Below are 25548 nucleotides of genomic sequence, written 5' to 3' on the forward strand. Positions count from 1 at the left end.
CGATATGCAGGGTCATTGTCTTTGTGGTGCGGTTCGCCTTTCCTTTGAGCCCAAACAACCAGAGTTACACGCCTGTCACTGTGAAATGTGCCGGCGTTGGACCGGATCGGCGTTTGTTGAGATTGATGCCAAACCTGGAAGCCTGACGTATGAGGGGCCGGTCAAATCTTTTGCTTCTTCTGATTGGGCAGAACGTGCGTGGTGTGACACCTGCGGCTCAACGCTTTGGTACCGTCTGACGCTACCTGGACACGACCACTATTCCATCGCAGCTGGTTTGGTTGATGACGCTGGTGGCTTGGAGCTGACGAAAGAGATTTACATCGACGTAAAACCGGCTGGCTATTCCTTTGCCGGGGAACACGAACTGAAAACCAAGGCGGAAGTAGAGGCAATGTTCGCCTCCTTCCCGGAAGGAGCCAAAGAATGACCAAATATGATGCAAGCTGGGTCGCTGCCGAAGAAGAGAAAAGAGCCTATCTAGCGGAAAACGGGCTCTATAACCCAACCGAGGAGCATTCATCCTGCGGTGTAGGTCTGGTGGTTTCTGTTGACGGTAAACCCAGTCGCGGTGTGGTTGACGCAGGTATTGCCGCCCTTCGTGCAATCTGGCACCGGGGTGCTGTCGACGCTGACGGAAAAACCGGCGACGGCGCTGGCATCCATGTTCAAATTCCGGTTCCGTTTTTCTATGACCAGATCAAACGCACGGGGCACGAGCCGCGTCAGGAAGAACTGGTTGCTGTCGGGCAGGTTTTTTTGCCGCGCACAGATTTTGGCGCACAGGAAAAATGCCGCACAATTGTTGAGACCGAAGTTTTGCGTTTGGGCTATTCTATCTACGGCTGGCGGCACGTTCCGGTCGATGTGACCTGCCTTGGTGAAAAAGCAAACGCGACCCGACCAGAAATTGAACAAATCCTGATTTCCAATTCAAAGGGTGTCGACGAAGACACCTACGAACGTGAACTCTACGTAATTCGCCGCCGGATTGAAAAGGCGGCAATCGCTGCTCAGGTCTCTGGCCTATACATAGCATCTCTAAGCTGCCGGTCGATCATTTACAAAGGTATGATGCTGGCAGAGCAGGTTGCGGTTTTTTACCCTGATCTTATGGATCCAAGGTTCAAATCCGCCTTTGCAATCTATCACCAGCGTTATTCGACAAATACCTTCCCGCAGTGGTGGTTGGCTCAACCGTTCCGGATGCTTGCACACAACGGCGAGATCAACACGCTGAAGGGCAATATGAATTGGATGAAAAGCCATGAAATAAGGATGGCGAGTGCGTCTTTTGGTGATCGTGCAGAAGATATCAAGCCAATCGTTGCGCAAGGGGCATCGGATTCTGCAGCACTTGACGGTGTATTCGAGGTTTTGGTGCGCGCTGGACGATCTGCGCCAATGGCAAAAACAATGCTGATCCCGGAAAGCTGGTCCAAGCAGGCGGTGGAGTTACCGCAGCCATGGCGCGATATGTATTCCTATTGCAACTCTGTGATGGAGCCCTGGGATGGCCCAGCTGCTCTTGCCATGACAGACGGGCGCTGGGTATGCGCCGGGCTTGACCGGAATGGCCTGCGGCCAATGCGATACGTCGTAACGGGTGATGGGCTGCTGATTGCCGGATCTGAGGCCGGAATGGTGCCGATTGACGAAGCGACCGTTGTACACAAAGGCGCGCTGGGACCTGGACAAATGATCGCTGTCGATATGGCCGAAGGACGCCTGTATCGCGACAAAGAACTGAAGGACAAGCTTGCCTCGAACCAGCCGTTTGGTGAATGGGTTGGCAAGATCGTCGATATGGAAGAAACGCTCTCTCAGATCACCGAAACATCGGTTTTCAGTGGTCCAGAGTTGCGTAAACGCCAGATTGCAGCGGGCTACAGCATTGAAGAGCTGGAACAAATTCTGGCACCAATGGCTGAGGATGGCAAAGAAGCGCTGGCGAGCATGGGGGATGACACACCCTCGGCTGTTCTGAGCAAGAAGTATCGCCCTTTGAGCCACTTCTTTCGCCAGAACTTTAGTCAGGTCACGAACCCGCCGATTGACAGTTTGCGCGAATTCCGGGTGATGAGCCTTAAGACAAGGTTTGGCAACCTCAAGAACGTGCTGGACGAAGACAGCAGTCAGACGGAAATTTTGGTTTTGGAAAGCCCATTTGTTGGGAACGCGCAGTTCGAGCTCATGAAGGGCGAATTCAACGCTGCAATGACCGAAATTGATTGCACCTTCCCGGCCGGGCAGGATTCCGACGCTTTGCGGCGAGCGCTGGAAAACATACGCGCAGAGGCTGAAGATGCCGTACGTTCGGGTGCCGGGCACATCGTGCTGACAGATCAGCATCAGAGTGAAGACCGCGTTGCCATGCCAATGATCCTGGCAACAAGTGCTGTGCATAGCTGGCTGACACGCAAAGGTTTGCGCACGTTTACGTCCATCAATGTGCGCTCAGCCGAATGTATTGACGCGCATTATTTCGCGGTTCTGATTGGTTGTGGTGCGACAACGGTAAACGCTTATCTGGCCGAGGATTCGCTGGCTGACCGTATAGAGCGCGGCCTTTTGGAAGGAACCCTGACAGAAGCTGTGGCACGCTACCGCGCCGCGATTGATCAGGGGCTTCTAAAGATCATGGCAAAGATGGGGATTTCGGTGATTTCCAGCTATCGTGGCGGTCTTAATTTTGAGGCAGTCGGTCTGTCGCGCGCAATGTGTGCCGAGTATTTCCCGGGCATGATTAGCCGAATTTCAGGCATTGGTGTCAGCGGGATCCAGAAAAAACTGACAGATGTGCATCAGCTTGGTTGGCTTGGGGGCAGTGATGTTCTGCCGATTGGTGGCTTTTACAAGGCGCGTCATTCCGGCGAAACACACGCGTGGGAAGCGCAGTCAATGCATATGCTGCAGGCGGCCTGTACGCGCGCGTCTTACGAGATGTGGAAGCAGTATTCTGCCAGGATGCGGAGCAACCCGCCAATTCACCTGCGTGACCTTCTGGATATTAAACCTTTGGGCAAACCTGTGCCGATTGAAGAGGTGGAAAGCATCACCTCGATCCGCAAACGGTTTGTGACACCGGGCATGTCGCTGGGCGCCCTGAGCCCAGAGGCACATAAGACACTGAACGTGGCAATGAACCGGATCGGAGCCAAGTCAGATAGCGGTGAGGGTGGTGAAGACCCGGCGCATTTTGTGCCGGAACCAAATGGTGACAACCCGTCCGCGAAAATTAAACAGGTCGCATCGGGCAGGTTTGGTGTGACGGCGGAATATCTGAACCAATGCGAAGAGTTGGAAATCAAGGTCGCACAGGGCGCTAAACCCGGCGAAGGCGGTCAGTTGCCCGGCATGAAGGTGACTGACCTGATAGCGCGGTTGCGGCATTCGACCAAGGGGGTGACGCTGATCTCCCCTCCGCCGCATCATGACATCTATTCAATCGAAGATCTTGCTCAGCTCATTTATGATCTGAAGCAAATTAATCCGCGCTGCAAAGTGACGGTAAAACTGGTGGCGTCTTCGGGCGTAGGTACCATTGCGGCCGGGGTGGCTAAGGCGAAGGCCGATATCATCCTGATCTCCGGCCACAATGGTGGTACAGGGGCGTCACCAGCGACATCTATTAAATATGCAGGCCTACCATGGGAAATGGGTCTGACCGAGGCGCATCAGGTGCTCAGCATGAACAACCTGCGCGAGCGGGTGACATTGCGTACCGATGGTGGGCTTCGCACAGGACGCGACATTGTAATGGCAGCAATGCTTGGGGCCGAAGAATACGGTATCGGCACCGCCGCGCTGATTGCGATGGGCTGTATTATGGTGCGCCAGTGTCAAAGCAACACCTGCCCCGTTGGGGTTTGCACCCAAGACGAAAACCTGCGGGCAAAATTTACCGGCAGTGCCGATAAAGTTGTGAACCTGATCACCTTCTACGCAACCGAGGTTCGGGAGCTATTGGCGAGCATTGGTGCACGGTCTATCGATGATGTGATCGGTCGGGCGGATTTGCTAACGCAGGTTTCACGTGGCTCTGCCCACCTTGATGATCTTGACCTGAACCCGTTGCTAATTACCGTCGATGGGGCGGATCAGATCACCTATGACCGGGACAAGCCTCGCAACGAGGTGCCGGACACGCTCGATTCCGAAATCGTGAAAGACGCGGCGCGGTTCCTGAACGACGGCGAAAAGATGCAACTATCCTATGCGGTGCAAAACACGCTGCGTTCCGTTGGAACGCGTGTCAGCAGCCATATCGTTTCGAAGTTCGGGATGCGTAACAGTTTGCAACCCGACCACCTTACAGTCAAATTAACCGGTTCTGCAGGTCAGGCACTGGGCGCATTTGCAGCTCCGGGCCTTAAGATCGAAGTGTCGGGCGACGCCAACGACTACGTTGGCAAGGGGCTTTCAGGTGGTATGATTGTCGTCCGTCCACCGATGGCGTCACCATTGGTTGCATCGGAGAACACGATCATCGGCAACACGGTGCTTTATGGTGCAACAGACGGGTATCTGTTTGCCGCAGGTCGTGCGGGTGAACGGTTTGCTGTGCGGAACTCTGGCGCAAAAGTTGTGATCGAAGGCTGCGGATCAAACGGCTGCGAATACATGACAGGCGGGGTTGCTGTGATCCTCGGGTCAATTGGCGCTAACTTTGGTGCGGGCATGACCGGCGGGATGGCCTATCTTTATGATCCTGATGGCAGCGTCGATGCGCTGATGAACGTGGAAACGCTTGTGACGTGTCCCGTGACAGTTGCCCATTGGGAGGCAGAACTGAAAGGCTTGATAGAACGCCACTACGAAGAAACAGGTAGCCGAAAGGCCGAAGACATTCTGCAACACTGGGATCTGGAGCGTGACAATTTCCTGCAGGTTTGCCCGAAGGAGATGCTAGTGCATCTGCCAGCCCCACTAGGTGTCGAAGTGGGTGCCGCACGCGCGTGAACTAAGCTCGTTTAAGGTTAGTGAGACATAACTCCCGGCAATGAATTTATTGCCGGGAGTTTTTTGTGAGCTTGCAGATTGGCACCGAAATCAAGCCTGCAGGTGCCAAATTTTTTCCTGACAATGCAAATTTGATCTTGATTTATTTTTAAAACAGGCTAATTACCTCGACATCTAATAACTTGATATAAAGATACTTTGCAAGAAGACACTTGAAATGCGGCGCAAAGCTGTAGCACATACGAAGGAGAATGAAATGAAAATGGAACGCATATCAGAAAATCCCGTAAACACGATCTTTCTGGAGCGGTGGTCACCAAGAGCGTATGACGCAACCCCGATGCCTGAACACGATTTATTAACGATACTAGAAGCCGCGCGATGGGCGCCGTCTGCGTTCAATGTACAACCTTGGCGATTTGTTTACGCACACCGAGGCGATGCACACTGGCAGCGTTTTCTGAGCTTGCTTGACGACTTCAACAGGAGTTGGGCCCAACATGCCTCTGCTTTGGTATTTGTTTTGTCTGATACTGTTATGCCCGGAGACGGGGACCGCGTGGCAAAAGTTTCCCGGACAAACAGTTTTGATGCGGGTGCTGCTTGGGCACAGCTCGCGCTCCAGACAACTTTGCTGGGTTATCAGGCGCACGCTATGGCAGGAATTAATTTTGAAGCGGTCAGAAAGGCGCTCTCAGTACCCAAACAATACAAAGTCGAAATTGCCGTAGCGGTTGGAACCCGCGCGGACCGGTCAAACTTGCCGATTGAATTGCAAGAACGTGAGCAACCCAGCCAACGGTTTTCTTTGGATGAAATAGCGTTTGCCGGATCGTTCCTAAAAGGAGAGGCGTGATCATAGCTCTTTTTGATCAGAACCTTCTACATTTTAAAACGGTTTTTCGCGAACGCTTGATGCGGCACGTTCAAGGGGCAAACTGAAAAAACGGGTAGTAAAAAAATGATACCCTTCAAAGCAACTTTTCCATATGCACGCGAAGATGCGCATCTTCGCCGTGATCAGGCAGCGCTTTGTGGGTTTCTCGGAATCCGAAATGTTTGTAGAGGCGCAACAGGTCCAGCATAATTTCCCCGGTGTGAAGTGTTAGTCGGGTTGCGCCTTCGTTCCTTGCCAAGGTTTCGATTTCTTTCAGCATCCATTTTCCGATGCCTTTACCTTGCCGCTCCGGACGTACCGCAATTTGGTTGATCGAGAGCAGGTCATCTTTGCGGGTTGCCGTAACAGCAGCGACAATTTCGTTTTTTTGAATGCCAACAAATACCGTCTCATTCGCGATGGCCTCTTTGAGCCAAGGGTAGGGTCCGGCTGTCGCGCTGTTTCGTAATTTTTGAACATATGTGGTGAAAGCGCTTTCCATGAGTTGATAGATTGCGTCATGTTCAGCAGCGCGAACGATTTTAAAGCTTAGCATTTCATATCTGCCTTTCAAAAAAACGGGTTACGCGATGCCTGTACGTATTTCAATGTATTCTCGTTAGACGCCGATCTGGTTGGTAGCTTCTTTTGACGATTGCGTGTTTTTCGATAATGCCGCTAAGCTCGCAGAGTGAAACCTTACCAAACGGGAGACGTTGATGAGCCACGGATATGAAAGCGGTCGTTTGAACCTGCCCTTTGTTGGCATCTCAACTTTTGGGAAAAGCCCGTATCAGCCGGATTGGGATGCGATTGACGCTGACATCGCAATTCTAGGTGCACCGTATGATTTCGGGACACAGTGGCGACCCGGCGCGCGGTTTGGCCCACGCGCAATCCGCGAGGCATCGACCCTGTTTTCCTTTGGTCATGCGGGTGCCTATGACTTTGAGGATGATGAGACATACCTTGATGGTGTGCGCATGGTGGATCTGGGCGATGCAGATATCATCCATACCAATACAGAAAAAAGTCACGCGAATATCGAATACGGTGTGCGTAAAATTCTGGCGGCGGGCGCACTGCCTGTTGTGATGGGCGGTGATCATTCGATTAACATTCCATGTGTGAACGCCTTTTCCAATCATGGGCCGATCCACATTGTTCAGATTGATGCGCATCTTGATTTTGTCGATGAACGTCACGGCGTGCGGTTTGGGCACGGTAACCCCATGCGCCGTGCTGCGGAAAAGGATTATGTGACAGGGTTGTCGCAGGTCGGTATTCGCAACGTGTCATCAACAGCGAAAGAAGGATACGAAGACGCCCGTAAGATGGGATCAGACATTTTGTCTGTGCGCCAGTTTCGCAAGATGGGTGTCGAGGCCACGCTTGCACGTGTGCCCGAAGGTGTCGACTACTACCTGACAATTGATATCGACGGGTTTGACCCCTCTATCGCGCCGGGTACGGGCACACCCAGCCATGGCGGGTTCCTTTACTATGAAATGCTGGAGTTCATCGACGGGTTAACCAAACGTGGTCGTATCGTCGGCATTGATCTGGTCGAAGTTGCGCCCGATTATGACCACACCGGGACGACAGCGATACTCGCAGCGCAGGTTCTGTTGAATGCAATCGGGCGCATCATGCTGCGCTAGTCATCCGCGTTTTTTCAGCGTGCGAAAATCAAAGGCGGTTTCAAATTTTGTCGGGTCCTGCCCATCGCCAAATATTTTGTGTTTTTGAATTTTTTGGGTCCCTGTCACAGGCAGTTCATCGACAAACACGATCCAACCGGGTGATTTGTAGTAGGTAAGCCGTTCAAAGGCGTAGTCAAAGATATGTCGGGCCTGTTTTTCGGATTTGTCGCGGTCGTTCAGAACGATGCAGGCCATGACTTCTTCGTCACGCAGATCATCTTCGACCGCAATCACGGCAACTTGCGCGACATTCGCGTGATCCTGGAGGCAGGCTTCAACTTCGGCGGCGGCGATGTTTTCACCAGAGCGGCGGATTATGTTTTTCTGCCGGTCAACGAAGTAGACCATGCCGCTCTCGTCCTGTGTGACCGTGTCACCGGTATGAAACCAACCGCCACGCCATGCGTCTTCGGTTGCATCGGGGTGGTTTAAGTAGCCAGAGAACGCGCCACGCCGCGGCGTTTCTTTGGAGTGGCGCAACACCATTTCGCCGGGCTGGCCTCTTGGAACTTCAGCATCATTGCTGTCAACGACTTTCACGTCCAACCCCGGTCTCGGTCGCCCGATGGCGCGGGTATCTATCTGACGTGGCTCATGGCAATTGGCGAGAATGCGGCACATTTCTGTCATTCCCCAAACCTCTATCAGCGGGAACCCAAAGCGGTCTTCAAACGCGCCATGCAGGGTGGGTTCCACCCCGGCACCAACCGCCCATTTTACTGAATGGGTCTTGTCCCATTCGCCTTCTGGTTCATTCATCAGAACGGGAATAATAATGCCAAGATAATGGGCAACGGTGGCGTGCATTTTGGTTATTTCACGCCACCAGGCGGTTCGACGAAACCTTTCCGGAATAATCTGGCAACTGCCGGTGGACATCACCGCGAAGAACAACAGGATTGCGGCATTCACATGAAACAACGGGAGCGGGCAGTAAACACGCTCTGTTCCGGGTTCAAACGCAATTCTACCGCCACAGTTTGCGTACTCGTGACCCATCATCAACTCGTACTCATGACCCATAATGCAACCTTTGGGTCGACCGGTGGTTCCTGAAGTGTAGATCAAACTGGCTTCGGTCTGGGGGTGAGGTTCTGACTCATAAGGTGCTGGGCGGGGCGCCTTGGTAAAACCCTGACCAAGCAGGCTTATCTCAATTTCTCTGCCACTTTCTGTGATCGCTTCTTTTATCTGGCCAGCAAGCTCCGGTGCCGTCACGATAAGATCCGCATTGGAATCTTGCAAAAGATATGCGGTTTCAGAGGCGCGGTAATCCGGATTGATTGGCACCCATGAAATACCAAGCGTATTAAGCGCCAGTTTCAGCAACAACATTTCCGGTCGGTTTTCCAGAAGTACGGCGACCCTGTGCCCGTGGCCGTAGCCCGCCATGCGTAAACCGGTTACATAGGCTTCTACATGCCGCCCTGCCTGTGTGTAAGTCACCTCGTACCCACCAGAGTGGTAGGCGCGCTCCGGATCACGAGGCACCGCTAAAAACGGATTATCACCGTGTCGTTTAACCATTTCCCGGAAATAGCGGCCAATCGTTTCATCGGTTTTTTGGGTCATGATTTTCTTCTGACAGGGTGCGGAGTTTTCACCCCTGAGCGATATCTTACAGTGAATTTATTTGGTGTTCACCCTCAAGATCAATTCATTTTGCACGTTAGACAAGATCATTCCTGAGCCCGAAGAACCTGCGCAGGCCGCGCGGCAAGTGGTCGCCACGAGAAGATAAGCCCGGCCACAAGGGTCGCCAGAATTCCGCCAAGAATAACTGCAAGAGCAGAGACTGGTTCAAAGCTGTAATCTGTTTCCATCACAAAGCGCGTGACACCCCACCCGGCAAGTGCCCCGGCACCAACCGCAACGCCGCCCGCAGCGAACCCAAGAAGCGCCGAGCGAAGTGCGAAATTTGCAAGAATGGACCGGCGTGAAGCCCCCAAAGTCTTGAGGATCGCAGCCTCGTAAGTCCGTGCACGTTCGCCCGCAGTCGCGGCTCCAATCAGAACTATGCCCCCAGTGATCAGCGTGGCGAGCGCGCCATAAGTAACTGCAGCCGCGATGCCCTCTAAAACGTCGCTGACCCGTTGAACCGCGTCCCGTACCCGAATGGCAGTAACATTCGGATAAGTGTTTGCGAGGTCGCGCAAAATTACGCCCTCTGACGCCTGATCAGCATAGATTGTTGCAATATGTGTATGCGGAGCGCCTTGTAATGCAGCCGGGTTCATCGACAAAACAAAGCCAATCCCAGCGGTGGAAAAGTCAACTTCCCGGAGACTGGTAATGTCCGCAGTGATATCGCGGCCCAAGACGTTGATGGTCAGTGTATCACCAAGCCTCAGACCAAGTTCGTCAGCCTCTTCCGCCGCAAAGCTGATTTGGGGCGTGCCGTTGTAATCCGCTGGCCACCATTCACCTGCGGTAACAGTTGCCTTTTCGGGTGGTTCTGCAGAATAAGTTAAACCACGGTCTCCGTTTAAAACCCAGTGATCGCCCCCAACCTCGCGTGCTGGCAGCCCATTAATCTCTGTAATGACGCCGCGCAGCATTGGTGCGCTTTCAAAGTTCGAGACAGCGGGGTTCTCGAGCAAGCCATGACGGAGTTCGGCAAGCTGGTCGTTCTGAATATCGACAACGAAATAGGAAGGCGCAACATCTGGTAAATCGCGGGCGATGGCACTGCGCAGGTTCCAGTCGATCTGCCCGACAGCAGCGAGCACCGACAGTCCAAGCCCCAGCGACAGCACGACAGAAGTTGTCTCCCCTCCGGGCCCACCAACAGCACCAAGCGCCATTCGAAGAGTCGTGCGTCCACGAAGCGCCCGCATACGCGCCAGCCTTCGTGCAATTTGTCGCGTCAGGGCAGCCATTATGACGAGCGCCACAAAGGCCGCAAGAATGCCACCTGACGCCCACAGGGTCAGCTTGAACTGGCCCGAAAACGCAACCGCTGATCCAACGAGCAGGGCAAAGAACCCGGTCGTTACAAAAAGCCAGAGCGGACGAGGCCAGCCCGTCAACCGGCCTGATGCTTCGCGAAACAGGGCTGCAGCGCGCAGCTTTTCAACCCGTGCCAATGGCCAGAGTGTGAAGAGCGCGGCTGTCAAAAACCCATAAAGTGCGGCCTCTACTAAAGGCATTGGGTATACGCCAAAGGCGGTTGGGATTGGCAGGCGTGCGGAAATGATCGGAGCAAAAACCAGCGGGGCGATGACCCCAATCGCAAGGCCAATCAGAACACCCAGCAGTGTCAGTACACCAATCTGAATGAAGTACACCTGAAAGACCGTTCGGCTTTCTGCTCCCAGCGTCTTTAGCGTGGCGATCACGGCTGTTTTCTGATCAAGATACGCCCGAACGGCGGCGGAAACACCAACACCCCCGACCGCCAGACCGGACAGGCCGACAAGCACCAGAAAGGCTGAGAGACGTTCAACAAAACGGCTGATCCCCGGGGCTCCATTACGTCTGTCGTGCCACCGAAACCCTGACCCTTCAAGCGCACGGGCCGCTTCCGTGTTCAGCGTCGTAAGGTTGGTTTCGGGATCAAGCCTGAGTCGATATTCCGATTCAAACAACGTACCCGGTTGTAAAAGCCCAGATTGAGACAGGGACTCTGCCAGAACCAATGTGCGCGGTCCAAGCGTGAAACCTGCCGTGGTACTGTCAGGTTCGCGCGTAAGCTCTGCCATCAGAATATAGTCCTGCAGTCCAAGGCGAAACACGTCGCCAGGCCGAACGGTAAGGCGGTCCATCAGAACCGGGTCCATGACGGCGCCAGGGATGCCATTCTTCCCGGCGAAGGCCTGTTCAAGCGGCATTTCGGGCGACAGTTCCACTGCGCCGTAAATCGGATAAAGATCGTCAACACCCTTGACCTGCGTCAGCCCGCGTTCGGTTGTTCCATTTCGTTCAACCACAGCCATAGAGCGGAAATCAACGATCTCTGAGACGTCCTCGGCAGCGCTTTGCATCCAGTCACGTTCCGCAGGGTTTGCAAACCGGTAAGTGAATTCAAGTGATACATCGCCGCCCAGCATCGCCGCACCCTCGCGTTCCAGGCCCGCCTCTATACTATCGCGCACTGTTCCGATCGCGGCAATTGCCCCAACGCCAAGCGCAAGGCAGGCCAGAAAAACCCGAAACCCTTTGATCCCGCCGCGTAGTTCACGCCGGGCGATACGCGCTGCCACAGAAAGGCTCATTCTGCGGCCTTCGCTGTATCAGAGGTGTCGATGACGCCGTCACGCAAACGAACAACCCGGTTACATCTGGCAGCAAGAGAGCGTGAATGGGTCACAAGAATCAACGTGGTTCCGTGACGTTTCCGCAGGTCAAACAAAAGGTCCATGATTGTGTTGCCGGTTGTTTCGTCAAGATTGCCAGTCGGCTCGTCCGCTAACAGTATGTCAGGGTGCGAGGCGGCCGCGCGCGCAAGCGCAACGCGCTGCTGTTCGCCACCGGACATTTGTGAAGGGTAATGCCCGGCACGATCAGCCAGACCAACGGCAGCTAATTCTGCCTCCGCTAGTTGAAAGGCATCCTTTTTTCCAGCTAGTTCCAAGGGTGTTGCAACGTTTTCAAGGGCTGTCATTGTTGCAATGAGGTGGAAGGATTGAAAAACAACCCCCATATGTTGTCGACGAAAGCGGGCAAGCGCATCTTCACCCAGTGCTGTGAAGTCGTGGCCAAGCACGTTAACCTTACCACTTGTGGCGCGTTCCAGACCGCCCATAATCATGAGGAGCGAAGATTTGCCCGAACCCGATGGTCCGATAAGCCCGATCGAGTCGCCCCGCGCAACATCAAGTGTAATACCGTTCAGAATATCGACCCGCCCGGCGTTACTGTCTAAAGACAGATACACATCGGCCAAGGACAGGATTGTCTCGGTCATTTCTGGTGTCCTCTTGCTTTGGGCCTCTCTGGTATATGGGCTGCGAAGTGCCGCCCGCAACCTTGGACTGCTATTGATTCTGCCAACAGCAGGATTTGCCGAGCCGATAACCATAGCAGCACTGGGAGATAGCCTAACACAAGGCTACGGGTTGAAGCAGGAACAAGGCTTTGTCCCACAGCTTGAAATCTGGCTTCGTCAGAATGGTGCGGATGTTGAGGTGTTGAATGCCGGCGTGTCAGGCGATACAACGGCGGGTGGTCTGGCGCGTATCGGCTGGACGCTGACGGATGACGTTGATGCGGTGATTGTTGCGCTTGGTGCCAACGATCTGCTGCGCGGTCTGGATCCTGCATTGACCAAAAGTAATCTTGACGAGATTCTAGCCCAGATTACGGCGCGCGATTTACCCGCGATGTTAGTCGGCCTGAAGGCACCGGGGAATTATGGACCAGATTATCAGAAATCCTTTGATGCGATCTATCCGGAGCTCGCAGAAAAATACGACGCGGTGTTGCAGGAAGATTTCTTAGCGGGTTTGCGCGTTTTGGACGATCCGGACGCGACGCGCCAAATTTATATGCAAGCAGATGCGATCCACCCAAATGCTGAGGGTGTATCGCTTATCGTAGAGGCACTGGGACCTGCAGTTTTACAGCTTGTGGATCGGACAAAAGAGAAGTCAGCATCAATGAACTAAACGCATGAAATGCAGCGCTGACTCAAGTCAAATCGACAAAATTCAAAGTAGTCTGTGAATTGCGACATTCTCGGTCTTGACCCCAAGCTGATTAGCGTGGCTAAGGTGGGGCGTGGCAAAGAGAGCAAAAACCAAACCCGCAAGAAAGACGCCGTCGGGGCAAAAAAAGGCGGCGAAACGAAAATGGTTTCGCTCGTACCGCTTGATATTGAAGTGGGGGTCTCGGGCTATGCTGGCAATGGTTGGAATCGCTTTCCTAATGGTTGTTCTATATGCACTCGTGAACCCGCCCACGACGTATTTCATGTGGTCCGAGGGGCGCAGGCTGGACAGTGTGAAACAGGAATGGGTCTCTTACGAGGATATTCCTTCACATGTTGTCAGGTCTGTTGTAGCGGCGGAAGACGCCAATTTCTGCCAACACTGGGGTTTTGATATGCGAGCGATCCGCGCCGCACTGGCAGAGGGCAGCCGTCGGGGCGCATCAACGATTTCGCAGCAGACTGTCAAAAATGCGTATCTTTGGCACGGGCGCAGCTGGCTCAGAAAAGCGATGGAAGCGATGCTAACCCCAATGGTCGAAGCGGTCTGGTCAAAGCAGCGGATTCTTGAGGTATATCTGAACATTGCTGAATTCGGTGAAGGGGTGTTTGGTGTCGAGGCAGCGGCGCAGCACTATTTCCGGGTTGGTGCAAAAGATCTGACAACGGTGCAGGCCGCACGGCTTGCCGCAGTTCTGCCAAGTCCGAAGACAAGGTCTGCCTCAAATCCGTCGTCTTCAACCCGACGGCGTGCCGCAGCAATTATGGACGGGGCCGCAACCATCCGCGCAGATGGGCGGTCAGCATGTTTCGATGGTTGAATTGTTTGACGGTTAACGGCAATTAGAGTGAAACCAAATGAGTGATTTGAAGATGAATCGATTGTACCATGTTCCGTTATCGCCTTTCTGTCGCAAGGTCCGTCTGGTTCTTGCCGAGAAGAAGATCGAGGTCGATCTGGTTGAGGAACGGTATTGGGAACAAGATGCAGATTTCTTGCGCCGCAACCCGGCTGGGAAAGTGCCTGTCCTGAAAATGGACGGTTTGATGATGAGCGAAAGCACGCCCATCTGTGAATACATCGAAGAGAAACACCCAACACCACCTTTGTTGCCCAAATCAGCAACCGAAAGATTCGAAACCCGCCGACTTGTTTCGTGGTTTGATGACAAGTTTCATAGCGAGGTAACCTCGAAACTGCTTTACGAAAGGGTGAACAAGAAGGTCACCGGAGAGGGGTACCCGGATAGCAAAAATGTCAAAGCCGGTGCAAAAGCAATCAAGTATCACCTCGACTACATGGCCTGGTTGCTGGATCAGCGGCGCTGGCTTGCTGGCAACGAAATGACACTTGCTGATTTTGCAGCCGCCGCGCATCTTTCTGCGCTTGATTATATCAGCGATGTTGATTGGAATCGCAGTGACGTTGTGAAGGACTGGTACGCCAAAATCAAATCGCGGCCAGCGTTCAGGTCAGTGCTCGCAGATCAGATTCCGGGCTTTCTGCCGCCGCCCCATTATGCGGATCTGGATTTTTGAACGTTGCGCTGAAAGCAGCGCTTACCCGGACAGCCCTTGAAGAAGGGTTTGCGAAAATTGGGATTTGCAGGCCGGGGGATGTGCCTGAAATAGCGTCACGGCTGGAAACCTTTGTGGCGTCGGGCCGACACGGGCAGATGGGATGGATGGCCGAACGGATGCATTGGCGCGGAAATCCCGCCGCGCTTTGGCCCGAGGCACGTTCCGTGATCATGCTGGCAGAACCTTATACGCCAGCGCATGACCCACTGGACATTCTTGACCAGCCAGATCGGGCCGCGATTTCTGTTTACGCACAAAACCGGGACTACCACGACATTGTCAAAAAGCGGCTAAAGCGGGTAGGGCGCTGGCTTTTGGAACAAACACCGGATGCAGCGATCAAGGTGTTTGTTGATACGGCACCTGTGATGGAAAAGCCTTTGGCAGAGGCGGCGGGTTTAGGCTGGCAAGGAAAGCACACAAACCTGCTGTCGCGTGACTTGGGCAGTTGGTTTTTTTTGGGGGCAATTTTCACGACAGTAGAGCTGCCAACCGATGAAAGAGAACAGGAAAACTGCGGTTCATGCCGTGCCTGTCTTGATATTTGCCCGACAGGGGCCTTCCCGGCGCCAAATCAATTGGATGCGCGGCGCTGCATTTCTTATCTTACAATCGAACATCATGGCCCGGTGGATGAAGAACTACGCCCACTTATGGGCAATCGGATCTATGGCTGTGATGATTGCCTCGCGATTTGCCCGTGGAACAAGTTTGCGCAAAAGGCGACAGAAACACGCTACGCCGCGCGACCTGAACTGGTGTCAGCAAAGCTGGAAGAACTTGTCAAGCTGGACGACGCGGCATTCAGGGCGTTGTTTTCAGGCTCACCGATCAAGCGGATCGGACGGAACAGATTTGTTCGAAATGTGCTCTATGCAATCGGCAATTCCAACGACCGGAGATTGCAGCAATCAGCGATGGACATGTTGGATGATCCTGATCCGACGGTTTCAGATGCGGCGCGCTGGGCGGTTGCACAGTTGGACAATACAGGAAGTCAGCGATGAACCCGATCAAAGGCATCCTTCTGAAAATCTGTGCGGTGTTGCTGTTCATCACCATGTCGTCACTGATAAAGGCGGCTTCGGGTCGTGTGCCTGCGGGTGAAGTGGTTTTTTTTCGGTCGTTCTGCGCATTGCCAATCATTATCATTTGGTTGGCAGTGCGGCGTGATCTGCGAACGGGGCTGCGCGTGAAAAGTCCGCTTGGTCATTTCTGGCGTGGATTTGCCGGAACCATCGCAATGGGTAGTGGTTTTGCCGGGCTTGCCCTTTTACCATTGCCAGAGGTAACGGCTCTGGCCTACGCCGCCCCTTTGCTGACGGTTGTGTTTGCGGCGATGTTTCTGGGCGAAGAGGTGCGCGCCTTTCGTCTGTCAGCGGTCGCTTTAGGCCTCGTGGGTGTGCTGATCATATTGGGTCCAAGGCTGACGTTGCTGAATGATCCAGCAGGCGATGCAGGCGCTGCCGCGGGCGCGTTGCTTGTATTGATGGGTGCAGTTTGCGCTGCTCTGGCACAGATATACGTGCGAAAACTTGTTCAGAGCGAGCAAACCTCTGCAATTGTATTTTACTTTTCCATAACGTCGACGGTTCTTTCACTGCTCACAATTCCCTTTGGCTGGGTCGTGCCAACTGGGCAAGAGGCTACGCTTCTGATTACTGCCGGACTATTGGGAGGAGTGGGACAGATTTTCCTGACTTCTGCCTATCGGTTTGCCGATGCATCAGTTGTTGCACCGTTTGACTATGTCTCAATGATTTTTGCACTCGCGATTGGCTATTTCATCTTTGATGAAGTTCCAACGCATAGCATGCTGGCGGGTGCCGCGCTTATAGTTACTGCAGGAGTTATCATCATCTTGCGCGAACACAAGCTGGGGCTTGAAAGGGCGCAACAGCGAAAATCCACTACTCCGCAAGGCTGAATTTGGGGTCGTTGTACAATCGTGCTAGGATGATTCCATAACACGTAAGGAGGCAAAAATGGGCCGACATGTTTTAGACCACGCAAGCTCCGGCGAAGATGGGGCTGCTCTTCCTCGTTTCACTGAAGAAGAGCGGAAGAAAGGTGTGAAGGGTCCACACCCTGCAACAAAAACACTTCAGCAGCGCAAACGTGAAAAGAGTTCCGAAAGTGCACGTGTGCAGGCGTATGCACGCATTGAGCGCGGCCAAAAAGAGTAATTTAATTATCAGAGGTTAGCCGGTAGGCCGCAATCGCGGCAGAAATGCCCTCGGCCGCACGATAGGCTGAAAACGGGCCGATCATGCTTGCGCCCACAGTGTATGTGACTGCAACCTGATTGCTTCCCGGCGTTTCGTGAATCAGAACGCGGGCCTTGACCCCATGGCCATAGAAAGCGTTCAGAATGTCTTGTGAAAGACCTTGCACGCTGATGTTCTGAACCTTGGTGGTTCCCCAATGAATATGCGCAGTAATAAGTTCGTTCGCCTCGCCGCTGCGCCCTGCCTGCATTTCACCTTCGCGTGTCAGCGCAAGTGGGCGAACCGTGGGGTCCCGGGTAATCAGAAAGTAAAGTGATGACAGGCTGGCCGGCGCTGCAAGGGCAGTTATTATCGTGGCAATATAAAGAATATTGTTACCGCGTTTCTTTCGCATAAGCGGCGTCCCCCAATTAATAGGGAGGACTGTATAAATAATTTGTTTACGAAAGGTAAAAGAGGCGCCGTGACTCTGGTACAATTTGTGTGCGTAGGAAATGATTCGTGATTTTTATTGCGAATGCACCTGATACGTCAAAGAAACGTGCCAAGGCCCGTCAAATAGCGGATGCAGGCCTTGGCGCGAGATTTCTTTTCAGTTCATGAACGAACCAGCTTTTCATAACCTTCTGCGATGTCGCGCGTTAGCGCGCCGACTTCGAAGTTATAGTCACCAATTTGTCCTACAGGCGTAACTTCGGCGGCTGTGCCGGTTAGCCAGCATTGTTCGAAACCCTCAAGCTCTTCGGGCATGATGTGGCGTTCATGAACCTTGATCTGGCGGTCTTTCAACATACCAATCACGGTCTGGCGGGTCAGGCCGTTGAGGAAGCAATCAGGGTCTGGTGTGTGCACTTCACCATTTTTGACGAAGAAGATATTTGCGCCGGTCGCCTCGGCAACATAGCCGCGATAGTCAAACATCATCGCGTCCGAGCAGCCTTTCGCCTCGGCCGCGTGTTTGGACATGGTGCAGATCATGTAAAGACCAGCAGCCTTTGCAGAAGACGGGATCGTTTCAGGGCTTGGCCGTTTCCATTTGGAAATATCGAGCTTGGCCCCTTTCATCTTGGCGTCACCGTAGTAGGCACCCCATTCCCATGCAGCAATTGCCATGCGAACGGGGTTGCGCGCAGAGGCGACACCCATGTCTTCACCCGCGCCGCGCCAGGCGACAGCACGAACATAGGCGTCCTGCAGGCCAGAGGCGGCAAGAACCCCTTCTTTCGCTTTTTCGATTTCATCGACGGAATAAGGAACTTGGAAATCAATCAACTGGCCAGAGCGGATCAGTCGTTCTGAATGCTTGCGGCTCAGGAAAATCTTTCCGTTATAGGCGCGCTCACCCTCAAACACGGACGACGCATAGTGCATTGCATGGGTTAGAATATGCACATTTGCATCACGCCACTCGATCAGCTTGCCATCCATCCAGATTTTTCCGTCGCGGTCGTCATATGCTCCGGCCATAGGCTCTGTCCTTCTATAAACTGCCGGAAATACCGGTCAGGTTTGCAAAAGTTGCGCAAACTAAGTCCGGATCGGACATAATGTTGCGTAAAAACTGACGGTTATTACGAATTGATTCTTGGAAAGTCAACAAGGCTGACATAAAATTAAGTTTGCAAAGATGGTCTGTAAAACGGGGGAAGCGTATGGTGGATGGTGCAATGAAAGGATCGTTGGGTGGTGAAGGGCTGTTGTTTTTAACGGACGAACAGCTTCGAAAAGGTATCGAGGCGATGTTCTTTGCCTACCGTGGGTTTACCGCGGATCCTGATCGGATTTTGTCAAACTATTCTTACGGGCGGGCGCATCACCGTGCTGTGCATTTCGTGAACCGCGCACCTGGCACAACCGTAAACAACCTATTGGCGATTCTTGGCGTCACTAAACAGTCACTTAACCGCGTTTTGCGCACATTAATCGAAGATGGACTTGTTGAAAGCCGCGTAGGCACCCAAGACAAAAGGGAGCGGCATTTGTTTCTTACCGAGAAAGGCGAAGCTCTGGAGCGAGAACTGTCAGATGCACAGCGCGAAAGAATGCGTGCAGCTTATCGTGCCGCAGGGCCCGAGGCAGTACAGGGCTTTCGTCAGGTGCTAGAGGCGATGATGGATCCGGAGTTGAACAGAAAGTTCAATACACTGAAAGAGAGTTCATCATGAACGGTCCGAACGAAGCGCATTTGCTGATAGTTGACGATGATGAACGTATTCGGGGTTTGTTGCAGAAATTTCTGATCCGGCATGGGTTCTGGGTAACTGCCGCGCGAAATGCAGAACATGCACGCAGAATTTTGAGTGGCCTAGAGTTCGACCTGATTGTCCTTGATGTCATGATGCCGGGAGAAGACGGGATCAGCTTGACGCGCAGCCTGCGTGAAACAGTGACAACCCCGATCCTGTTGCTGACGGCCAAAGGCGAGACCGAAGACCGGATTGTCGGCTTTGAGGCGGGCGCTGATGACTACCTGTCAAAGCCGTTTGAACCGAAAGAGCTGCTGCTGCGGATCAACGCAATCCTACGCCGGGTGCCACAGGCGCAGCTGAACGAAGCGGGGTTGAAAGTGCTGCATCTTGGCCCGGTTCGCTATGACATCGAACGGGGTGAAATGTGGCAGGGTGACAAGCTCGTGCGTCTGACAGCGACCGAAAGCCAGCTGATGAAGATATTCTCGGCCTGTCCGGGAGAGCCGGTCAGCCGCGCGGATTTGGTGGAAGAACTTGGTCGCGACGACGGTCAGGCGCAGGAACGCGCTGTTGATGTGCAGATTACCCGATTGCGCCGCAAGATAGAAACCGACCCGAAACAACCACGCTATCTGCAAACCGTGCGTGGTGCCGGCTATATGTTGGCGCCGGACTAATCCGTCGCGTTTGGAAGCGGCAATAGGTGATCTTCGGGCAGACAAGGTTCGGGGATTGTGTCGTCAAAATCTTCGATAGGGATTGCCCCGGCAAAAACTGTGAATGCAGATGTCTCGGCGTTCTCGCCGCGCTGAAGTACACCATTTCCCGTCAGGAAATTCACATCGCAAGTACCATACTCGCTTAGTTCAAGCGTGTCGTACCAATTGTAGGTGAAGCCCGCGAGGATGAAATCATTCTTGCGAAAGGCGATGGTGGCAATGCGGTGCCAGCGGTGACGGCCGATACTTTCGTTCATTGAATGAACTTGCAGCGATCCGCGTTCATTCAACTTCAATTCTGGAATCGTTCCGGCGGCCAACCCGCGCCAGGCAATTTGAGGTGCATAGGTGATTTCCGGGGTTTCTAATTCACTGTTAGATAAAATTACCAAAGACGCAAAGCCGTCTATGTCGCTAAGCAAAAGAGCCTTGTCTGTGCGGCCATCCGCGTCCAGATCGGCTGAAATCTCGTGAATGATTTCATCCGCATTAATCTCTGGAGTCTGCGCTGCGGCAACCGCTGGTAAAAGCACCGCCAGGATCGCAAAAATGCGCATTGTAAACCTCCGCCTGTGTTGGGTCTTGCCTGAGTCCGAGTATTGCCTTAGCTCGGTTTCATGACAACACTCCTCTATACACATCCCGACTGCGACGCGCATGTAAACCCTACGGGTCACCCCGAACAGGTCGCAAGGTTAGAATATATAAAGGCTGCATTGAAGGATCCAAAGTTTAGCTCGCTGATACGAAGAGAGGCACCACTCGGTCAGGAAGCAGATGTTTTGCGGTGCCATCCTCAGCACCACATAGACAGAATAACCGATGCTGTACCAACGGCAGGTTGGGTATCGCTGGACGGCGACACCTCGATGTCACCCGGGTCACTAAACGCAGCATATCGCGGTGTCGGGGCAAATGTTGATGCGGTGGACTCTGTTGTTTCGGGAGCGGCACAAAATGCTTTCGTTGCGTGTCGCCCACCTGGACACCATGCAGAAACTGAGACTGCGATGGGGTTTTGCCTGTTCGGAAACGTCTCTATTGCTGCGAAACATGCGCTGGACCACCACAAATTGGCGCGCGTTGCGATCATTGATTTTGATGTGCATCATGGCAATGGAACGCAGGATTTGCTGTGGAATGAACGGCGCGCAATGTTCGCGTCAACACATCAGATGCCGCTCTATCCCGGTTCAGGATATGAGAGCGAGCGAGGTGCATTTGGGAATGTGCTGAACGTTCCCCTGGCGCCGAACAGCGGCTCTGCGGCGATGCGCGCGGCTTATGACAACGTTGTTCTTCCAGCGGTAGAAGAGTTTGCACCAGAGTTGATTCTTATCTCTGCCGGGTTTGATGCGCACAGGCGCGACCCACTTGCGAACCTGAACTGGGAAAGAGATGATTTTCGATGGGTGACAGAGCGAATTTGCGATGTTGCAGACGCTGTTTGTCAGGGGCGGGTGGTCTCTACTCTGGAAGGCGGTTATGATCTGGACGCGCTGGCAGCATCTGTTGCTGCGCATGTAGGTGTTTTGATGGAGCGGGCAGGATGAGCGACAAGCTAGTCGAAGAAATGAGCTTTGAAGAAGCGATGAGCGCGTTGGAAGCAGTTGTTGGCCAGCTTGAACGTGGCGATGTGCCTCTTGATCAATCCATAACGCTTTATGAACGCGGTGCTGCGTTAAAGAAACGCTGCGAAGCAAAGTTGAAAGAAGCTGAGGAAAAAGTTGCAGCGATCACGCTTGGCGAAGGTGGAGAGCCGACAGGAACGACACCGGTCGAAGGGCTCTGATGTTTGAAACGCAATTGAAAGAAGACAATGCGCTTGTTCAAAGTGTCTTGTCAGCCACACTTCGGGGATTGCACGGGCATTCTGTGAATGCCGCAATGCTATATGCGGTGCGGGGCGGAAAGGGGTTACGTGGATTTCTGGTGCTGGAGAGCGCACGGATACACGGCATCTCTCCGGAACAGTCTGTCTATCCGGCTGCGGCTGTAGAGGCGCTGCATACCTATTCGCTGGTCCATGATGATTTACCCTGCATGGATGACGATGATTTGCGCCGGGGTTCGCCTACGGTGCATGTCAAGTGGGACGAGGCGACCGCCGTATTGGCTGGGGACGCGTTACAGACCTTGGCGTTTGAGCTTTTGACCTATGCCGAAATTGGACCAGCAGACAGACGATTGTCGCTTATCATGACGCTAGCCCATGCAGCAGGTGCGCGTGGCATGGTGTTGGGGCAGGCACAGGACATTGCAGCCGAAACAGCGAAACAGCCGCTTTCGCTTTCCGAGATTACAGAATTGCAGCGTAACAAGACAGGCGCTTTGATCCGCTGGTCGGCAGAGGCTGGCGCATTGATCGCAGCCAAAGACCCCGAACCAATGCGGCATTATGCGCGCGCACTCGGCCTTGCCTTTCAAATTGCTGATGACATCTTGGACGTAGAAGGTGATGCAGCTAAGACAGGCAAGCGCCTGCAAAAAGACGCGGATGCAGGCAAAGCCACCTTTGTTTCGCATTTGGGGCTCGACGGCGCAAGAACACGGGCCAAAGAGTTGGTCGCACAGGCAGAAGCAGCACTTGATCCATTTGGTGACGCGGCGAATAACTTGCGGGAAGCGGCGCGTTTCGTTATTGCCCGCGAGAGTTAGTTAAGCCCCGAAAGGGCAATGCGCGATGAGCGATGATATGAGTGATAAACCTAACACCCCTCTGCTGGATCAGGTTCACCTGCCAGCAGATATGAAGGGTTTGTCAGACGCAGAATTGAAGCTCTTAGCAGATGAATTGCGCACAGAAACGGTAAGCGCAGTTTCAGTTACAGGCGGGCATCTGGGTGCCGGGCTTGGGGTGGTTGAGCTTACGGTAGCGTTGCACGCTGTGTTTGACACGCCAAAAGACCGGTTGATCTGGGACGTGAGCCACCAGTGTTATCCACATAAAATTCTGACCGGTCGGCGTGATCGTATCCGTACCCTGCGCATGAAAGATGGGCTTAGTGGTTTTACCAAACGCAGCGAAAGCCCTTATGACCCCTTTGGCGCCGCGCATTCATCGACCTCGATTTCGGCGGCATTGGGGTTTGCCGTCGCGCGTGATCTGGGTGGTGTAACAGAGCACGGGATCGGTGATTGCATCGCCGTGATTGGTGATGGCGCCATGTCAGCCGGTATGGCCTATGAGGCAATGAACAACGCAGGCCATTTGAAAAAGCGTCTGATTGTCGTTTTGAACGACAATGAAATGTCTATTGCACCACCTGTCGGGGCGATGTCATCTTACCTTTCCAGCCTATATGCAGGTGCCCCGTTTCAGGAGTTTAAGGCGGCAGCCAAGGGTGCAGTAAGCCTGCTGCCCGAACCTTTTCAGGAAGGCGCACGCCGGGCCAAGGAAATGCTGAAAAGCATGACAGTTGGCGGCACTTTGTTCGAAGAACTTGGGTTTTCCTATGTTGGCCCTATCGACGGGCATGATCTTGATCAGCTTTTACCATTGCTGCGCACCGTGAAAGAGCGCGCGACCGGGCCGATGTTGATTCACGTGATCACTAAGAAGGGCAAGGGGTACGGCCCTGCTGAACGCGCACGCGACAAGGGTCATGCCACGGCAAAATTTGATGTGCTGACCGGGGAGCAGAAGAAAGCACCTTCAAACGCGCCAAGTTACACAAAAGTTTTCGCCGATGCTCTTTTAGCTGAGGCCGCAGAAGACAGTAAGATTTGCGCCGTCACCGCTGCGATGCCGGATGGGACCGGGCTGAATTTGTTTGCGGAACGCTACCCAAGCCGGTGCTTTGATGTTGGTATCGCCGAACAGCATGGCGTTACATTCTCCGCAGCTTTGGCAGCCGGTGGAATGAAGCCATTCTGCGCGATATATTCAACTTTTCTACAACGCGGTTACGATCAGGTTGTGCATGATGTGGCAATCCAGCGTTTGCCAGTTCGGTTTGCGATTGATCGGGCGGGGCTGGTCGGGGCCGATGGGGCCACCCATGCCGGGGCATACGACATCGCCTATCTTGCAAACCTTCCCGGGTTCATTGTCATGGCGGCAGCTGATGAGGCTGAGCTTGTGCATATGGTGGCGACTGCTGCGGCCTATGATGAAGGCCCGTCCGCCTTTCGATTTCCACGAGGCGAAGGCGTTGGGGTTGAACTGCCCGAACGTGGCCAGCCCTTGGAGATTGGCAAAGGCCAATTGATTGCAAAAGGTGCGCGGGTTGCAATTCTGTCATTTGGCACGCGATTGTCAGAGGTTCAGAAGGCCGCTGAAGCGTTGAGCGCGAAGGGGATCAATCCGACAATTGCGGATGCGCGGTTTGCCAAACCTCTGGATAAAGAGATGATCCTGAACCTCGCCGCTGAACATGAGGCCCTGATAACGATCGAAGAGGGCGCTGTTGGTGGCTTTGGTAGCCATGTCGCACAGCTTCTTTCCGATGAGGGGGTTTTTGACGAAGGGTTGAAGTTTCGCTCGATGGTGTTGCCGGATATTTTCATTGATCAGGCGAGTCCCGAAGATATGTACCGTGTTGCGGGATTGTCGGCGGCAGATATAGAGGCGAAAGTGCTCGAAGTTCTTGGCGTCGCGCGTATCGGAGAAATGCGGGCTTAAGAGTTTTCATGCCTCCGGCGGGGATATTTCCGGGATAAAGAAAGCGGTTACGAAGCTTACGGTTTGCGATTATTTATCTGCCGAAGTTTTCTGTTGTTCTTCAGCCAACAAAGCGGCCAGACCTTCATTATATGCCGGAAATTTCAATCTGACGCCCAGCTCTGTTTTAATCTTATCATTTCTGACTCGCTTGCTTTCAGCATAAAAGCTGCGCGCCATTGGTGTCATTTCGGCTGTTGCGTAGTCGACCGCTGGCGGCAGAGGGAGGCCGAGCAATTCAGCGGCATGGGCGATCACTGTTTCTGGCGGGGCGGGATCATCGTCACAAACATTGTATATGGCGCCGGGGTTGGGCCGGGCAATGGATGCTGCCAGAACCTGCGCAATATCGGCAACGTGAATGCGTGAAAATACCTGACCGGGTTTGATGATGCGACGTGCAGTACCCGCCCGTACCTTTGCAAAGGGGCCACGACCGGGGCCGTATATTCCCGCAAGGCGAAAGATGTGCAGCGGCAACCCGGTTTCAGAAGCGAGTGTTTGCCAGGCAGCTTCGGCAGCAACCCGCATTTCGCCGCGTCGTGTTGATGGCGTGAGCGGTGTATTCTCATCGACCCAAGCACCTTGGTGATCTCCGTAAACACCTGTTGTAGACAGATACCCCACCCATTTGAGTGAAGACGCGCGGGCGGAAATCTGGTCGCGCAGAACGGCCAAAACAGGATCACCCGCCTCATTCGGGCCAGCGGAAATCAAAAGATGGGTCGCTTTGGCCAGATAAGTCGAAATATCCTGCCCCGGCCACAATATTGGTGTGACTCCGGTTGTCCGCAGAGCTTCGGCCTTATCCTTGGACCGTGTGGTTCCGATGACTTGCCAATCTTCAGATAGCAGGAGCGCACCAAGCGCTTGGGCTGAGTAACCGTGACCAAAGGAGAGTAATATCTGTTCCATGGTGTGACTATTGGGAAATCATCCGGGCAGTGCAACGCCTGAAATGATTTATGGATTTCTTAGT

Annotated in this window: 24 protein-coding genes; 16 read left to right on the top strand and 8 right to left on the bottom strand. The window is 53.6% G+C overall.

Features of this window, described 5'->3' with window-relative positions; all coding sequences use genetic code 11:
* Nucleotides 1–4 precede the first annotated feature (4 nt).
* The 3 genes from J4E70_RS00115 (at nt 5) to J4E70_RS00125 (ending at nt 5818) form a co-directional block, all read left to right on the top strand.
* Nucleotides 5–430 carry a GFA family protein gene (locus J4E70_RS00115; protein ID WP_213887035.1) on the top strand — a complete coding sequence of 142 codons (426 nt, stop codon included), beginning with the start codon at nt 5–7 and terminating at the stop codon, nt 428–430.
* Nucleotides 427–4962 (top strand): glutamate synthase large subunit, encoded by a 4536-nt coding sequence (gltB, locus tag J4E70_RS00120; protein WP_213887036.1) that lies wholly within the window; start codon nt 427–429, stop codon nt 4960–4962. The genes J4E70_RS00115 and gltB overlap by 4 nt, the downstream gene beginning before the upstream one ends.
* Before the next feature lie 256 nt (nt 4963–5218).
* Nucleotides 5219–5818 (top strand): nitroreductase family protein, encoded by a 600-nt coding sequence (locus J4E70_RS00125; protein WP_213887037.1) that lies wholly within the window; start codon nt 5219–5221, stop codon nt 5816–5818.
* A gap of 115 nt (nt 5819–5933) precedes the next feature.
* Here J4E70_RS00125 and J4E70_RS00130 read toward each other — a convergent pair whose 3' ends face one another.
* Nucleotides 5934–6395 (bottom strand): GNAT family N-acetyltransferase, encoded by a 462-nt coding sequence (locus J4E70_RS00130; protein ID WP_213887038.1) that lies wholly within the window; start codon nt 6393–6395, stop codon nt 5934–5936.
* 160 nt (nt 6396–6555) lie between these two features.
* On the opposite strand from J4E70_RS00130, the gene speB reads away from it, so the two are divergent.
* Nucleotides 6556–7500, top strand: coding sequence for an agmatinase (gene speB, locus J4E70_RS00135; protein WP_213887039.1), 945 nt, complete (start codon nt 6556–6558; stop codon nt 7498–7500).
* Here speB and J4E70_RS00140 read toward each other — a convergent pair whose 3' ends face one another.
* From J4E70_RS00140 to J4E70_RS19245, 3 genes are all read right to left on the bottom strand, one after another.
* On the bottom strand, nt 7501–9114 hold the full coding sequence (locus J4E70_RS00140) for an AMP-binding protein (RefSeq protein WP_213887040.1): 1614 nt from the start codon (nt 9112–9114) through the stop codon (nt 7501–7503). It lies immediately after the preceding gene.
* A gap of 107 nt (nt 9115–9221) precedes the next feature.
* Nucleotides 9222–11756, bottom strand: a complete 2535-nt coding sequence (locus tag J4E70_RS00145; RefSeq protein ID WP_213887041.1) for an ABC transporter permease — start codon at nt 11754–11756, stop codon at nt 9222–9224.
* Nucleotides 11753–12448: an ABC transporter ATP-binding protein gene (locus J4E70_RS19245; RefSeq protein WP_246531549.1), complete on the bottom strand. Its 696-nt coding sequence runs from the start codon at nt 12446–12448 to the stop codon at nt 11753–11755. Before J4E70_RS19245 ends, J4E70_RS00145 begins: the two co-directional genes overlap by 4 nt.
* A gap of 79 nt (nt 12449–12527) precedes the next feature.
* On the opposite strand from J4E70_RS19245, the gene J4E70_RS00150 reads away from it, so the two are divergent.
* From J4E70_RS00150 to J4E70_RS00175, 6 genes are all read left to right on the top strand, one after another.
* On the top strand, nt 12528–13148 hold the full coding sequence (locus J4E70_RS00150; protein ID WP_246531583.1) for an arylesterase: 621 nt from the start codon (nt 12528–12530) through the stop codon (nt 13146–13148).
* Between the two features lie 229 nt (nt 13149–13377).
* Nucleotides 13378–14010 (top strand): monofunctional biosynthetic peptidoglycan transglycosylase, encoded by a 633-nt coding sequence (mtgA, locus tag J4E70_RS00155; RefSeq protein WP_213887043.1) that lies wholly within the window; start codon nt 13378–13380, stop codon nt 14008–14010.
* 52 nt (nt 14011–14062) lie between these two features.
* Nucleotides 14063–14728 carry an FtsZ-binding protein FzlA gene (fzlA, locus tag J4E70_RS00160; RefSeq protein WP_213887737.1) on the top strand — a complete coding sequence of 222 codons (666 nt, stop codon included), beginning with the start codon at nt 14063–14065 and terminating at the stop codon, nt 14726–14728.
* On the top strand, nt 14725–15777 hold the full coding sequence (gene queG, locus J4E70_RS00165; RefSeq protein ID WP_213887044.1) for a tRNA epoxyqueuosine(34) reductase QueG: 1053 nt from the start codon (nt 14725–14727) through the stop codon (nt 15775–15777). The genes fzlA and queG overlap by 4 nt, the downstream gene beginning before the upstream one ends.
* The gene (locus J4E70_RS00170) at nt 15774–16697 is read left to right on the top strand and encodes a DMT family transporter (protein ID WP_213887045.1); all 924 of its coding nucleotides are present in this window, start codon (nt 15774–15776) and stop codon (nt 16695–16697) included. Before queG ends, J4E70_RS00170 begins: the two co-directional genes overlap by 4 nt.
* 58 nt (nt 16698–16755) lie before the next feature.
* On the top strand, nt 16756–16956 hold the full coding sequence (locus J4E70_RS00175) for a hypothetical protein (RefSeq protein ID WP_213887046.1): 201 nt from the start codon (nt 16756–16758) through the stop codon (nt 16954–16956).
* Nucleotide 16957: 1 nt separating this feature from the next.
* Here J4E70_RS00175 and J4E70_RS00180 read toward each other — a convergent pair whose 3' ends face one another.
* Nucleotides 16958–17392: a hypothetical protein gene (locus tag J4E70_RS00180; RefSeq protein ID WP_213887047.1), complete on the bottom strand. Its 435-nt coding sequence runs from the start codon at nt 17390–17392 to the stop codon at nt 16958–16960.
* Nucleotides 17393–17595: 203 nt separating this feature from the next.
* The gene (locus tag J4E70_RS00185) at nt 17596–18465 is read right to left on the bottom strand and encodes a branched-chain amino acid aminotransferase (protein WP_213887048.1); all 870 of its coding nucleotides are present in this window, start codon (nt 18463–18465) and stop codon (nt 17596–17598) included.
* A gap of 185 nt (nt 18466–18650) precedes the next feature.
* Between J4E70_RS00185 and J4E70_RS00190 the strand changes: the two genes are divergently transcribed.
* Both J4E70_RS00190 and J4E70_RS00195 read left to right on the top strand, forming a co-directional pair.
* Complete coding sequence (locus J4E70_RS00190) at nt 18651–19163, top strand: MarR family winged helix-turn-helix transcriptional regulator (RefSeq protein ID WP_246531550.1); 513 nt, start codon at nt 18651–18653, stop codon at nt 19161–19163.
* Entirely contained in the window at nt 19160–19864 is a 705-nt protein-coding gene (locus J4E70_RS00195) for a response regulator (RefSeq protein ID WP_213887049.1), read from the top strand. The genes J4E70_RS00190 and J4E70_RS00195 overlap by 4 nt, the downstream gene beginning before the upstream one ends.
* Here J4E70_RS00195 and J4E70_RS00200 read toward each other — a convergent pair.
* Nucleotides 19861–20463 (bottom strand): hypothetical protein, encoded by a 603-nt coding sequence (locus J4E70_RS00200; RefSeq protein ID WP_213887050.1) that lies wholly within the window; start codon nt 20461–20463, stop codon nt 19861–19863. The two genes, J4E70_RS00195 and J4E70_RS00200, sit on opposite strands and share 4 nt — an antisense overlap.
* Nucleotides 20464–20523: 60 nt before the next feature.
* Between J4E70_RS00200 and J4E70_RS00205 the strand changes: the two genes are divergently transcribed.
* Genes J4E70_RS00205 through dxs form a run of 4 tightly spaced genes read left to right on the top strand, consistent with a single transcriptional unit; the run spans nt 20524 to nt 24530 of the window.
* On the top strand, nt 20524–21459 hold the full coding sequence (locus J4E70_RS00205) for a histone deacetylase family protein (RefSeq protein ID WP_213887051.1): 936 nt from the start codon (nt 20524–20526) through the stop codon (nt 21457–21459).
* On the top strand, nt 21456–21698 hold the full coding sequence (locus J4E70_RS00210) for an exodeoxyribonuclease VII small subunit (protein WP_213887052.1): 243 nt from the start codon (nt 21456–21458) through the stop codon (nt 21696–21698). Before J4E70_RS00205 ends, J4E70_RS00210 begins: the two co-directional genes overlap by 4 nt.
* Nucleotides 21698–22564 carry a polyprenyl synthetase family protein gene (locus J4E70_RS00215; RefSeq protein ID WP_213887053.1) on the top strand — a complete coding sequence of 289 codons (867 nt, stop codon included), beginning with the start codon at nt 21698–21700 and terminating at the stop codon, nt 22562–22564. The genes J4E70_RS00210 and J4E70_RS00215 overlap by 1 nt, the downstream gene beginning before the upstream one ends.
* A gap of 37 nt (nt 22565–22601) precedes the next feature.
* A complete protein-coding gene (dxs, locus tag J4E70_RS00220) occupies nt 22602–24530 on the top strand; it encodes a 1-deoxy-D-xylulose-5-phosphate synthase (RefSeq protein ID WP_213887054.1) in 1929 nt (642 codons plus the stop codon).
* A gap of 69 nt (nt 24531–24599) precedes the next feature.
* Here dxs and J4E70_RS00225 read toward each other — a convergent pair whose 3' ends face one another.
* Nucleotides 24600–25484: an SDR family oxidoreductase gene (locus J4E70_RS00225; RefSeq protein WP_213887055.1), complete on the bottom strand. Its 885-nt coding sequence runs from the start codon at nt 25482–25484 to the stop codon at nt 24600–24602.
* Between the last annotated feature and the right edge of the window lie 64 nt (nt 25485–25548).

It is taken from the genome of Pseudohalocynthiibacter aestuariivivens (genome assembly GCF_018457175.1).
Classification (GTDB): domain Bacteria; phylum Pseudomonadota; class Alphaproteobacteria; order Rhodobacterales; family Rhodobacteraceae; genus Pseudohalocynthiibacter; species Pseudohalocynthiibacter aestuariivivens.